Consider the following 13061-nt stretch of genomic DNA (forward strand, 5'->3'; position numbering starts at 1 on the left):
ATTCTACGCTTTAAGTTGGAGATTCAAATAATTTGGTTAGTCTCTTCTTCCTCCTCCTTGAAGAGCAATCATCAATCTCAATATAAAGACGAATAGATTTATATAAGTTAAATACATACCTAAAGCTCCTGCGAGGTATTGATCATCGTTATATCTTCTTGGCATTGTATAGAAATCCACAAAAGACATTGCAACGAATAATACAGTTCCAAATCCTGCAATTATCAATTCAAGTCCTGAACCTCCAAAAACTCCGGGGGCAAAAAATCCACCAATTAATTGGACAAACATTGCTATAAGAAGGCCTATCAACCCAAGGCCAACAACTCCACTTAGTGCTTGACCAACACTATCACTCATTCTTTGGCCAGTGTAAGAGGCTATAACGAACGTTATTCCTGTAGCTAATGCGGCTGTTCCGACCGAACCAATCCCAATTGTTCCTATTGCTAAAGCTACTATTCCGCTTAACGTAAATCCAGTAAGCAAACTAAATCCTGTCAGTAAAGGCAAGGCCTTTGCATTATTTGCATTATTTGCAGCGCTTGTTGCTACAAAAAATAAAATCAATTCTGCAATTAAAGCAACTATTGAGAGAGGCTGGAAAAGTCCTGGATTTGTTGCTATCAGTGAGACACCTGCTAAAACACCTAAAGAAGTTAGCACCATACCTCCACCCACGTAAGGTAGAGCTTTCTGAACAACATTAGGTCCAACAATTGAACTAGTTTGTGCTTCACGAATAGCTTGATTGAAATTACTACTTGCTGGCATTTTTTTTTTGAATATAAACCTATTCTACTTGATTTTTAAAATTTCAGGGTACGGATCTCCAGAGGTACAAAGTTATTGATAAGCCTCAATAATTTTCTGCACTAAAGGATTACGAACTACATCTTGAACAGTTAAATAACAAAATTTTATACCTTCAGTTTCAGAGAAAATTCTTGATGCTTCAATGAGACCGCTTTCCTGACCTTTTTTTAAATCAATTTGTGTAATATCTCCGTTTACTACCATTTTTGATCTCTCACCTAATCTCGTTAAAAACATTCTCATTTGAGAGCAAGTTGTGTTTTGGGCTTCATCTAAGATAACCACAGATTTATCCAAGGTTCTACCTCTCATAAAAGCTAAAGGAGCCACTTCAATAATTCCTTTATCAATTAACGAATTTGTTCTATCAAACCCGAAAATACTATGTAAAGAGTCAAATAGGGGTCTTAAATATGGATCTACTTTTTGTTGCAAATCGCCAGGCAGAAATCCTAAACTTTCTCCAGCTTCTACCGCTGGTCTAGTTAGAACAATTTTTTCTATCTTTTTCTCATTCAATAATCTTGCTGCGCATACAGTTGCCAAAAATGTCTTACCAGTTCCAGCTGGACCAATTGCGAAAGTAAGATCAAAGTTTTCAATTGACTCAACATATTCTCTTTGCCTTATAGTTCTAGGTCTTAAATATCTTCCTTCTTTGGAACGCGCTAGAACTTTCTTCCCAAGTTCAGCATGTGAAGATGACTCTCCCATATTTAAAGAACTTAAAGCCGCTTTGAGATCCACCTCTGGGACTTCTAACCCTTGTTCCCAAATTGGTCTTGTCAGTTCAACTAATGCTGACGCTCGCTCAATTTTAGATACAACTCCGTTCATCTCGAGTTGTAAGCCTCTTATAGTTAAAGAAACTCCAGTAAGAGACTCAAACTTTTTTAAGAAAGAATTACCAGGTCCTGACAATGCTGTAGCAGCATCAGAGCTTGGCAAATCTATTGTGAAGTGACCAATTTTGGAAACTTCCTTCATCTAGATTATTTTATAAGAATGAAAATTTATCAAACCACTAGCTTTTAGCTTCATTATTATCGCTTTCAGCTTTGCTACTATCATTTTCTTCATCTTTGGTTTTAGCTTTAGCTAATTTTTCCTTCTCTAACTTTGCCTTACCAATAGAAATAGAGGGTCTTTCTATTTTTTCTAATAACCCTCCCTTTTCTAATAAAGTCCTAACGACATCAGTTGGCTGAGCGCCCTGAGTAAGTCTTGTTCTTAAAGCTTCCGTGTCAAGTCTAGTTTCCTTAGTTCTTGGATTATAAAAACCTAGTTCTTGTAGAGGTCTACCATCTCTTCTGGAAGTACTATTGCATGCAACAATTCTGAAACTTGCTTCTTTTTTCTTCCCAAAGCGCTTAAGGCGCAGTTTAATCATCTTAAATTAATGTGTTTTAAATAATAATATCATTTAAAGGTAAAAATTTAGAAACTATAAATCAGCAAACCCTTTTTTCTTTTTATTATTTTTTTGTTTTTTCATTGGTTTATTACCACTCGTTCCTCCCATTCCTGGCATTCCTCCCATTCCTGGCATTCCTGGCATTCCTCCCATTCCTGGCATTCCTGGCATTCCTCCCATTCCTGGCATTCCTCCATTCGACATTTGTTTCATGAAGCCTCTCATTCTTTGAAAATCCGCTAATACTTTATCTACATCTTTTGCTTCATAACCACTGCCCTGAGCAATTCTTTTTCTCCTAGAGGGCTGAGCAGCAAGCACCTCAGGTTTTTGTTTCTCCTCAAGAGTCATTGAAGAGATCATAGATTCTATTTTCTTGAGTTGATCTTCACCATCTTTTATCATCCCATCATCGATTTTATTCATTCCAGGTATTAATTTTATCAATCCACCAAGTGATCCCATCCTTTTAATTAATCTCATTTGCTTAACAAAATCATTAAAATCAAAAGTTGCTTCTTGAAGTTTCTTTTGCATCGCTTCTGCATCAGCAAGTTCAACTTCTTTTTGAGCTTTTTCAACAAGTGTCAATACATCTCCCATGCCTAAAATTCTGCTAGCCATTCTCTCCGGATGAAATGGTTGCAGGGCCTCTATTTTTTCACCTACACCTATAAATTTGATCGGTTTACCACTTATTTTTCTTATTGATAAAGCAGCTCCTCCTCTTGAATCTCCATCCAACTTAGTTAGTATCGCTCCTGTAATTCCTACTTTTTCATGAAATGACTTTGTCAAGTCTGCAGCTTCTTGCCCAATCATAGAATCAACAACAAGCAAAACTTCATCAGGATTAGAAACTTCTTTTATTCGAACCATTTCACTCATCATGGAATCATCAATTTGCAATCTTCCTGCGGTGTCAATAATTATCGAATCAAAATCATTTTCACTAGCAAAACTCAATGCGTGCTTTGTTATCTCTTCTGGTTTACTATTTTTTTCTTTAGCTGAAAAAACTTCCAATTCATATTGACTTCCCAATGTTTTAAGCTGTTCTACAGCTGCAGGTCGATAAATATCTGCGGCAACCAAAAGAACTTTTTTTTCTTTTCCCTTCAAATAAAGGCCTAATTTTCCTGTTGCAGTTGTTTTACCCGCTCCCTGAAGTCCAGCCATTAAAATGACTGTGGGACTATTTTCATTCTCGTTTAATGGAGAATTTTCATTCCCCATAATATTAATCAATTCTTTATTTACTACATCTATAAATTTTTGACCTGGGTTTACACCCCTAACTACTTCTTCTCCAATAGCTTTATCTTTAACATCTGATATAAACTCTTTGACTACAGACAAACTAACATCTGCATCAAGGAGTGCTCTTTTTACCTCCTTTAAAGCATCGTTAATATTATTTTCACTAATTTTTGCTTCGCCTCTTAAACCCTTTACTGCGTCTTCAAAGCGTGAAGAGAGTTCATCAAACATTATTAAATAGTAATTTCAACTATTATAGATGATCTTGAAGTTTGTAATTACAAGCCGCTCACGAAATCAACTAATTTCCATGATTTATTTGAAAAACCGAAAATATATTTAACTTTCAGAGGAGTCAATGTTGTTTCATTAACAAATTCCCCAGAACTTTTTACTATTCTCTCTAAATAATTTAATTCAACTAAAGCAACTATCCTAGATGAAGTTTGTGATTCCAAATCCATCTTACGTATTTGGGAATAAATTTCTTTATAGATTCCCTTCTTGATATCTTTCTGTCTTTCTTCGATTGTTCTGTCAATCAAACCATTACTAACAAACTTGGAAAGATTAAGTTCACTCTTTCCAGCTAAGTAATTGCTTTTAATTCGAAGCCATTCATTAATTAAATTTCTTATATCTTCCAAAGAAGGCGAAGCTGTAGTAATTTCTTTAAATGTAGAGGAATTAATTGCATTAGATTTTTCAGGAAGAGACTTCAATTTAATTAAAGTATCTTTTTTTATTTCTTGAATAATATCTTTCTCACTAACCTTTTGATTTTCATCTATGGCTATTAAAGGTTTTTCAGAAACAACTTTTTCCTGAATTGATTTTTTAAAATTGTTTCTTAAAAATCCAATCCCAATGCCAAAAGTAAATAAAATCAAAAACGCATATATATAAATTAAATAAGGTGAGCTCCTAATAATCTCTTTACCCTTCAAAAATTCTCCAAAACCAAACTTTAATTCAGCAAATTTTTCAATGAAATACTGGTAAAACTCTATCGATTTATTTTTAAAGATTTCCTCATTGAATTTTCTTTCTTGAATATCAAGTTTTTCATATTCTTGTTTTATGCCACCTGGCCAAGGTAATCTCCTTTCATCAATATTGTCTATTGGGCTATTAAGATCTTCAGTAATTTTTGTCGAATAATCTTTTTTAAACTGTTGGTTCTGAAAATTTGATTTAATTATAGTTTTATTTGATTTCTTTTCCAATTTTTCAATAAATTCTTGGATTTCCCTATCTTCAAACCAAGCATCTAAATCTACCTCTTTAGAGTCAATATCTCTATAACCAACTAAAACATCATTCTCCAGCCAATTTTTACAGAAAATACATATGGCTTCTAACTTATTACCTTGATAATTACCAAGCCAATCTCGTAAATTTTCATCAGAACTGCTAGAGAACCTTGCAGAGGCCTGATCTATATCTGCCAAAAGCAAGTCTAAACAACCAATAAGTGGCATTGAATCTAGACCTGATAAATTTAGTTTCTTTAAAATTCTTCTCGCTTCAAATAATTTTTCTGGCTTTCTTCTTGAGAAACCAATTGCCGTTAAGGATAAAAAAGCTAAAAAACCTGCTTCTAATGATCCTCTTTTTTGTAATTCAAGAAACAAATCTATCTGTTCTTGTACAGTCAAATACGTCTTTATCTGTTGAAAAAAGGCTTCAAAATCTTGCTGATTTAAATAATCTCCATATTCAGATTTGTTACTACCTTCCAAACCACCTCTTTTAATTATTAAATTTTCCAACATGCTTAAACCTTTTTTATGAGACTCTTGATCATTTAAATCTCTACTAAGTAAATCTAGGATCCTGTAAGGAAGAAGAGCAACCAAGTCTTCTTCAAGTTCTTTCCTTCTTTCACCAAGCTTTCCCATTCTTTGGAGGAGTTGTATACCTTCCTGTAAAAAGTCTGCAGCATTTGAATAGGATCTAAGCTCTTGTTCTTGAAATGCAGAATCTCTAGCTGTTAAAGCCGCCAATAAAGTTAGATCGGCTTCTCTACTACTTCCTAAAGCTGGAGTTTGTGGGGGCTGCAAAGCTTTTCTTGTGATTTTAAAAGCTTCTTTTGAGGAACCGGATTCCCAAAGTAGTATTAATGCTGCAACTTCTCTATTTGAGGAAAACTCCAGTCCAGAAGTTCCATTGAGTAACAAATTTTCATACTCTCTTCTGCTCTCTGGATCTGTAAGTAAATCAGCGGTTAGGCGAAGCAACTCAGATCTCTGAGTTAAAACTTCATAAGTAAAACCTTCATCAGGCGTTTTATCCAAACGCAATTGAAACGCCCTTAATATTTCCTCAGATGTTGCAGAGGGGCTTACGCCAATTAAACGAAAATGGTCTAAAGGAAGTTCCAAACAAATATCCTATTAAAAATATTAGACAAATTTTATCAAGTATAAATTTTTTTTCATAAGGTCTTACAGAGTTTTTAAAAAAAATCATGAAAATCGCACTTCACAGCTTAGAATGTTAACAAATCAAAACTTCATTAAGGTATTTTCTTGGAAACACACGTAGAGAGAATCTCAAATCTTCAAGACATAAAAAAAGCCAAATTAGATCGAGAAACAGGATTGTTTCTTTATGAAGACATGACACTTGGTCGAAGATTCGAAGATAAGTGCGCAGAAATGTACTATAGAGGAAAAATGTTTGGATTTGTTCATTTATATAACGGTCAGGAAGCTATAAGCACTGGTGTAATTGGCGCCATGAGAAAGAAACATGATTGGTTTTGTAGTACCTACCGCGATCATGTTCATGCATTAAGTGCAGGTGTTCCCTCTTTTGAAGTAATGAGTGAACTTTTTGGTAAGGCTACAGGTTGCAGTAAAGGCCGAGGGGGGTCTATGCACTTATTTTCAAAAGAGCATCACTTACTCGGAGGATATGCATTCATTGGAGAAGGAATTCCAGTTGCTTTAGGAGCAGCCTTTTCAAGTAAATATAAAAAGGAAGTTACTGGTAATAATAATAGTGATGCAGTAACTGCAGCATTTTTTGGAGATGGGACTTGCAATAATGGACAATTTTTTGAATGTTTAAATATGGCTCAATTATGGAAATTACCAATAATCTTTGTTGTTGAGAATAATAAATGGGCTATTGGTATGGCTCACGATAGAGCAACTAGCAACCCTGAAATCTGGAGAAAAGCCTCTGCTTTTGGGATGCATGGAGAGGAAGTTGATGGAATGGATGTATTAGCAGTAAGAGGAGCAGCACAAAGAGCGATTGAGCGCGCCAGAGCAGGAGAAGGGCCCACACTCTTAGAATGCTTGACTTATAGATATAGAGGACATTCTCTCGCAGATCCAGATGAATTAAGGTCTGAAAAAGAGAAAGAGTTTTGGGGGAAAAGAGATCCAATTAAGAAATTAGCCAAAGAAATTATTGATAGTAAATTCGCAACGGAAGAAGAATTAAAAAGTATTGAAAAGAAAATAGATAAAGAAATATCAGAATCCGTTAAAAATGCTTTAGAAGCACCTGAACCACCTTCACAAGAATTAACTAAATATATTTGGGCCGAAGATTAGATTAAATACCGCTTGGTAATTTTCTGGTTAAGTTTCTTAATTTTCTTAAAGCCTTAAGTTCAACCTGTCTAACTCTTTCCCTAGAAACTTCTAATAGTCTTCCTATTTCAGCAAGTGTGTGTCTTTCATTTCCATCTAGTCCAAACCTTAATTTAAGAACATGTTGCTCTTGCTCGCTTAGATGACTTAACCACTTCCCAAGTTGCTCTTGATGCATTTTCTGTTCAACTTGATCTAGAGGCTCTTCATTATTACTATCTGCAATTAAATCACCTAAAAAGCTCCTCCCATCATCACCATTAACTGGAGCATCTAAACTACTTGTTGATAAAGCTTGTCTTAAAACAGAATCTAATTCTTCAACATCAATTTCCATTGCTTCTGCAATTTCAATTCTGCTTGGCATCGCACCAAGTTTATGTGCCAAATCCCTACTAACTTTTCTTATAGATGCTAATCTTTCACTTAAATGAACTGGTAAACGAATCGTTCGTGATTGACAAGCAATTGCTCTTGTCATACTTTGTCGAATCCACCAGAAAGCATAAGTAGAAAACTTATATCCTCTTGTTGGATCAAATTTCTCAACAGCCCTCTCCAAGCCAAGAGAACCTTCTTGAACTAAATCAAGAAGTTCGAGTCCTTTTCCTTGGTATTTTTTTGCCACACTGACAACTAATCTTAAATTAGCTTTCATCATTCTCTCTTTTGCTCTTCTGCCTATTTTTATTATTCTTTTTTGCTCTTTTGTAAATTCTTTAGTTTTTTCATTTAATTGGCCATCTTCCGTAAGAATCATCATTTTCTGAACTTGATTTCCTAATTCAATTTCTTCAGCAGGTGTTAACAAGGGGACTCTACCAATGTTCTGCAAATACCAACTAATTGGATCGTTCCCTCTTCTTTTTTGTGGTTCTGCTTGTGCTGGTAGTGATGAAACCATTATTTTGACCTAATAAGGTATTAAAACTCTCCTACACTTTTTTGGAAATAGCCAAATATTTAATACGCGCTTCAGATTTCAAGTAATATTTGTACATTTTTGTGTTTAAAGCTAGAAATAACTCTCTTAAATTGTTTCTTTCAAGATATTTGTCTCGTTTTTCTATTTCTCATTAATTTTGATAATTCATCGCCAATAGCAAATGCATTTGACCCCCTTTTACACTTTGATGCAGCGAATGAATGTAAAAGTACGTATTTAGCAAGGAAGTCAGTTGTTATATTTCTGCATAAGTTTAAATCAATCGCAGAACTACCAGCTAAAAATCCAGTTAATAGATCACCCAATCCGGCTCTAGCCGTCATAGGATCTGTCCCAAATAGTTGCCATGCTTTTGTATGGTCAGCAACTATACTGTTAGCTCCCTTGAACAAGATACTAATATTAAATTCTTTTGCTGCATTAAGAGCTAGTCCAATATTAGTCTCACATTCAATATTAGGGAATAACCTTGAAAATTCTTTGCTATGAGGTGTAATCCATGTTTTAAATTTTCTCTCTAAAAAGAATTTAGAACCTAAATTAGATTCAGAAATCCTATTAAGCGCATCCGCATCCAAGATTAATAATCCTTTAAAACCTATAAGGTAATCCTTTGTTTTTTGCCAATCATCATTATCGATTCCTATTCCTGGGCCTACCGCTAACGAATCATATGCACGTAGATCAATATTCTTTAATGCACTGAATAAAGATGCATTACCATTTTGATTACATTGCATAGTTCCTTTTAAAACTATTTCTGGGGCAACTTGCCAAATAGATCCAATAACAACCTCAGGCAAAACTGCAGCAATAAAACCGGCTCCACTTGATATAGCCCCTCTTAATGCTAAGTATGCAGCTCCAGGATATTTTTCACTTCCAGCGATTAATAATGTTCTTCCTCTTTTATATTTGTTGGAATTTTTTGGTAAAGAAGGTAAATTAATATTTTTTAAATCTTTATAAGTAACCTTGAAAATCTTTTTCTCAAGGTTAGATAACTTATTATCAGGCACACCAATATCTATATGGTTTAATTCTCCAATAAAAGGTAATGCAGAATCTTGCGTTAACCCAATTTTATTAAGACCTATAGCTAAAGTATAGTCTGCCTTTACGGCATTATCTAAAAAAGGCTCTCCCTTATCAGGACATAATCCTGTAGGAATATCAATGCTTATTACCTTGCCATATTTGTTAAGAAATTTCTGATTAAATAATTTAATTAATTTATTATCAACTTTTCTTTTTTGATTGTTACCAAAAACGGCGTCAATCCAGAGTTCTTTCCCATTTACATCTGGAGGCTCTACTAATTTTGTTACCCCAATAGATGTAAGATAATTAACGTGCTCAATTGTTAGTGTTTTTTTTATTGGGAATGGACACCATACCTTAACTAAATAACCCTTCAAGAAAAGCTCTCTAGCTATTACGGCACCATCGCCACCATTATGTCCTGGACCAATTAAGACAGTTATTCCATGCTTTAGTAGAGGTTTCCTTTTTAAGAGCCATCTACTAATTTGGATACCAACTTTTTCCATCAAAGCTTCTTGGGGCATCCCGTCAGAAAACATCTCTTTCTCTAATGTCAACATTTGCTTTGAATCAACAATTAAATGTTTTGAGTCAATTGATGGCCATACAATTTCGTTCATAATTAGTACAAAGCAATTTGAGTACTGTTCAAAAATTTAAACTTCCATGTTAAAAACACAAAAGGATAAAAAATTAGAGAACTGTTTTTCTACTCATAATAAAACCAAGAAGCAGAAAAATATTATTGTAGGGCTTTCTGGAGGAGTAGATAGTTCCCTTTCAGCTGCTCTTCTTGTAGAAAAAGGCTGGAATGTTGAAGGGCTAACTCTTTGGCTGATAAAAGGACAAGGTTCCTGTTGTTCTGAGGGATTAGTAGATGCTGCTGGCCTGTGTGAAGATTTAGGAATTCATCATAAAATAATAGATTCAAGAGAAATTTTCGAAAGAGAGGTAATCAAAAAAACTACTAAAAGCTACGAGAAAGGATTCACTCCTCTTCCATGTTCGATGTGCAACAAGAATGTGAAGTTTGAAGAGATGCTGAATTACGCAATAAACAAAAAAGAATTTACGCATATTGCGACAGGACATTACGCAAGGATAAAAAAATCATCTTATGTTGAAAAAATTGATTACAAGAGCTTTGTATTTAAGGACTTCCTTCTTCTCAGAGGTGCTGACGAGAACAAAGACCAAAGTTATTTTCTTTATTCTCTTTCACAAGAAGTACTAAGCAGATTAGAATTTCCTCTTGGTGAAATGAAAAAAGAAGAAACAAGAAAGGAAGCCCTGAGATTAGGCCTCAGAACTGCTCAAAAACCAGAAAGTCAAGATTTATGTTTAGTTGAGCATTATGGATCAATGCAGAGATTTATCGACAAACACATTGAACCCAAAGAAGGACTAATTATGCATGTAAATGGAAAAGTCCTAGGAAAGCACAATGGAATTCAGCACTTTACGGTAGGTCAAAGAAAAGGTTTGGGCATTGCTTGGCCTAAACCTTTATATGTAAAAAGTTTAGACAGTGTAAAAAACATAGTTTATGTAGCAGATAAAAGTGATCTATTTAATAGAGAAGCAATAATTAGTAAGGTAAACTGGGTTTCAATCGAAGAACCTATGCAAGAGATAGAAGTAGAAGCACAAATCAGATATAGAAGTCATCCAGTAAAAGGAACTTTAATTCCTTTGAAAAATTCAGATAATCAAACTAAAACATTTAAATTAATTTTTGAAGAAAGTCAAAGTTCGATAACGCCCGGACAAGCTGCAGTTTTTTATAAAGGAGAAATTTTATTAGGTGGTGGATTAATTAATTAATTTTCCAAAAGATATTTAATCCCATAAAAATTATAAACAAAAACAAAATAGGTTTATCTCCAAATTTTGTAAAAAAAGTCTTTTCGGATGAAAAATTAGGAAACACTATTTTATTTTGCTCAACATTTAAATTTAGCATTTGAATTATTTTTCCATCATCCTGAACTAATCCCGAAGGGCCTGTGTTTGATACGAGTAAATTATCTTTCTTATTTTCAATACTTCTTAATCTAGCCAAAGATAGGAATTGATCATACAGCTTAATTGGATAGGGATCTAAATTTGCTGCAGTTATTATTAGTTTTGCACCGCTATTAATAGCCTTCCTTATTTTTACTCCATCACTAATTTCATAACAGATAGCTACTGCTAATGGGGGTGTGAATTTAGGATCGAAAAATCTTGAATCAGAGCCTGGTTGAATTCCTCCTACTGCAGATAAGCCTCTTGAAAAACTATTTAGAAATCTTGGTATTTTTTCACCTAATGGAACAAGTCTATTTTTATCTATGAAAGAGGTAAAAGATTTATCTCCAATTTGAAATCCGAGTAAAGAACTTCTTAACTCATTATCGTAATTTCTGAAACCTCCTGCCAAAGTATTAATCTTAATGCCTTTAGATAAATACAAATTATTAGAAAAAGTTCCTTCAGGAGCAACAAGAAGTTTTGCTTGATTGGCTAAAGCATATTCTTGAGCGATAGATTGTTTTTCTTTAATAAACTCATCATCTATTTTTAATTTTTCTCTTGTTGGGATATTTGTTTGCCAAATAGCCACAGGAAATTCAGAATTTCTTTTTATTGGATTTTTTAGGGCCCCAAATAAATGCAAGAAAACAATTATCAAAAGTCCAAAAATAAATATTTTTTTAAAGGGAAGTTTTCTTTTCCATCTACCGTGACTATAAAAAATCCAAAATCCAATCAATATTTGTAATACGCATAAACCACTTGCACCAATAAATCTTGCCAAACCAGCAAGATAAATATCACCTGGGACTAGACTTTCACCTAAACCTATCCAGAAAAAAGGTGTTTGAGAAAGTATCAATTCACCAATCCCCCAGGTCAAAGATAAAAAAAATACTTTTATGGTTAAAGGCATGATTTTCATTTTAAAAACATCCTCTTTCCATAGAATCATTTCAACTAAAAGCCCCCAAAAATAAACTAATAACCCACCACAAAAAGCACAAAATAATAATATTGAAATGGCAATTATTAAACTTGCAAACCATGAAAACCCGAGCCATGTCAATGGATGAAGATCATATAACCATGAATGACTTATCAAAACAAAGAAAAAGCCCCACCAAAAATTTGCTATTTTTCTTTCATTTCCCTCCCATAAAATAAATAAAGATATCGGCATAAAAATCAGCCAAAAGTGATTTGAGACTGAAATTCCACCTAAAATTCCACCTAAACAAGGGTAAAAATATTGTCTTAAACTTTTAATTTGATTCGGGATTAACAATCTAAAATTGCGAAATTAAATTTATAATCACGCATTTATTGTACCTTTATTCTGTAAACTTAATTTTAGTAACTTTCAAAATTTAAGTGAAAGAAGTCTTTATTAGTTTTGCAGTTTTTGTTTTTTGTGTTTCACTAACTCTTTTCAGTCAATTTAATTCACCACAAGTTGTTAATGCTGCCGAATCAGAAACTCAGTTAATTCAAAAAACACCTGTTGCAAAATCATCAAATGTTTCAAATAATAATTTATTTGAGCTAGACCCATCAGATCCAAATCCTATACTTTTCGCTATGTCAGAAGAAACACAATCAGAAAGCAATTCAAGAACTACCGAAAGTGGTCTAATTATTTCGGATATAGTAAATGGGGAAGGAGATGAAGCTAGTGCTGGACAAACAGTTACTGTAAATTATACAGGAACTCTAGAAGACGGGACGCAATTTGATACCAGTATCGGTAGAGCTCCATTCAGCTTCCCCTTAGGGGCTGGACGAGTAATAAAAGGTTGGGACGAAGGTGTCGCAGGCATGAAAGTCGGAGGCAAAAGAAAATTAACAATCCCTCCGGAACTTGGATACGGATCAAGAGGGGCAGGAAATGTAATACCGGCTAATGCGACTTTGATATTTGAAGTTGAATTATTAAAAGTCAATTAAAATAAGTAAG

Annotated in this window: 11 protein-coding genes; 3 read left to right on the top strand and 8 right to left on the bottom strand. The window is 33.9% G+C overall.

The annotated features are described in order from the left end of the window. Positions 1 to 36: 36 nt before the first annotated feature. The 5 genes from SOI86_RS04255 to SOI86_RS04275 form a co-directional block, all read right to left on the bottom strand. Complete coding sequence (locus SOI86_RS04255; RefSeq protein ID WP_320682358.1) at positions 37 to 774, bottom strand: Bax inhibitor-1 family protein; 738 nt, start codon at positions 772 to 774, stop codon at positions 37 to 39. 72 nt (positions 775 to 846) lie between these two features. Then, positions 847 to 1803 carry a PhoH family protein gene (locus SOI86_RS04260; RefSeq protein ID WP_320682359.1) on the bottom strand — a complete coding sequence of 319 codons (957 nt, stop codon included), beginning with the start codon at positions 1801 to 1803 and terminating at the stop codon, positions 847 to 849. Positions 1804 to 1840: 37 nt separating this feature from the next. After that, a complete protein-coding gene (gene rpsP, locus SOI86_RS04265) occupies positions 1841 to 2206 on the bottom strand; it encodes a 30S ribosomal protein S16 (protein WP_320682360.1) in 366 nt (121 codons plus the stop codon). Positions 2207 to 2260: 54 nt separating this feature from the next. Then, entirely contained in the window at positions 2261 to 3721 is a 1461-nt protein-coding gene (gene ffh / locus SOI86_RS04270) for a signal recognition particle protein (protein ID WP_320682361.1), read from the bottom strand. 47 nt (positions 3722 to 3768) lie between these two features. Continuing rightward, positions 3769 to 5874: an IMS domain-containing protein gene (locus SOI86_RS04275; protein WP_320682362.1), complete on the bottom strand. Its 2106-nt coding sequence runs from the start codon at positions 5872 to 5874 to the stop codon at positions 3769 to 3771. 147 nt (positions 5875 to 6021) lie between these two features. Between SOI86_RS04275 and pdhA the strand changes: the two genes are divergently transcribed. Next, a complete protein-coding gene (pdhA, locus tag SOI86_RS04280; RefSeq protein WP_320682363.1) occupies positions 6022 to 7059 on the top strand; it encodes a pyruvate dehydrogenase (acetyl-transferring) E1 component subunit alpha in 1038 nt (345 codons plus the stop codon). 1 nt (position 7060) lies between these two features. On the opposite strand, the gene SOI86_RS04285 is transcribed toward pdhA, so the two are convergent. Then, positions 7061 to 8002, bottom strand: a complete 942-nt coding sequence (locus tag SOI86_RS04285) for an RpoD/SigA family RNA polymerase sigma factor (protein WP_320682364.1) — start codon at positions 8000 to 8002, stop codon at positions 7061 to 7063. 140 nt (positions 8003 to 8142) lie between these two features. Continuing rightward, positions 8143 to 9708 carry an NAD(P)H-hydrate epimerase gene (locus tag SOI86_RS04290; RefSeq protein WP_320682365.1) on the bottom strand — a complete coding sequence of 522 codons (1566 nt, stop codon included), beginning with the start codon at positions 9706 to 9708 and terminating at the stop codon, positions 8143 to 8145. Between the two features lie 46 nt (positions 9709 to 9754). Between SOI86_RS04290 and mnmA the strand changes: the two genes are divergently transcribed. Further along, positions 9755 to 10912 carry a tRNA 2-thiouridine(34) synthase MnmA gene (gene mnmA / locus SOI86_RS04295; RefSeq protein WP_320682366.1) on the top strand — a complete coding sequence of 386 codons (1158 nt, stop codon included), beginning with the start codon at positions 9755 to 9757 and terminating at the stop codon, positions 10910 to 10912. Here mnmA and SOI86_RS04300 read toward each other — a convergent pair. Then, positions 10905 to 12392 carry an acyltransferase gene (locus tag SOI86_RS04300; protein ID WP_320682367.1) on the bottom strand — a complete coding sequence of 496 codons (1488 nt, stop codon included), beginning with the start codon at positions 12390 to 12392 and terminating at the stop codon, positions 10905 to 10907. The genes mnmA and SOI86_RS04300 overlap by 8 nt on opposite strands. An 86-nt stretch (positions 12393 to 12478) precedes the next feature. On the opposite strand from SOI86_RS04300, the gene SOI86_RS04305 reads away from it, so the two are divergent. Continuing rightward, positions 12479 to 13051: an FKBP-type peptidyl-prolyl cis-trans isomerase gene (locus tag SOI86_RS04305; RefSeq protein WP_320682368.1), complete on the top strand. Its 573-nt coding sequence runs from the start codon at positions 12479 to 12481 to the stop codon at positions 13049 to 13051. Positions 13052 to 13061: the final 10 nt, after the last annotated feature.

This window comes from Prochlorococcus sp. MIT 1314 (genome assembly GCF_034093315.1).
In the GTDB taxonomy this organism is placed as follows: Bacteria; Cyanobacteriota; Cyanobacteriia; order PCC-6307; family Cyanobiaceae; genus Prochlorococcus_A; species Prochlorococcus_A marinus_Y.

What these genes read in the sequence shown, in the direction of transcription:
- SOI86_RS04255 (WP_320682358.1), bottom strand. Translation starts at nt 774, where the DNA reads ATGCCAGCAAGTAGTAATTTCAATCAAGCTATTCGTGAAGCACAAACT.
- SOI86_RS04260 (WP_320682359.1), bottom strand. Translation starts at nt 1,803, where the DNA reads ATGAAGGAAGTTTCCAAAATTGGTCACTTCACAATAGATTTGCCAAGC.
- rpsP (WP_320682360.1), bottom strand. Translation starts at nt 2,206, where the DNA reads ATGATTAAACTGCGCCTTAAGCGCTTTGGGAAGAAAAAAGAAGCAAGT.
- ffh (WP_320682361.1), bottom strand. Translation starts at nt 3,721, where the DNA reads ATGTTTGATGAACTCTCTTCACGCTTTGAAGACGCAGTAAAGGGTTTA.
- SOI86_RS04285 (WP_320682364.1), bottom strand. Translation starts at nt 8,002, where the DNA reads ATGGTTTCATCACTACCAGCACAAGCAGAACCACAAAAAAGAAGAGGG.
- SOI86_RS04290 (WP_320682365.1), bottom strand. Translation starts at nt 9,708, where the DNA reads ATGAACGAAATTGTATGGCCATCAATTGACTCAAAACATTTAATTGTT.
- mnmA (WP_320682366.1), top strand. Translation starts at nt 9,755, where the DNA reads ATGTTAAAAACACAAAAGGATAAAAAATTAGAGAACTGTTTTTCTACT.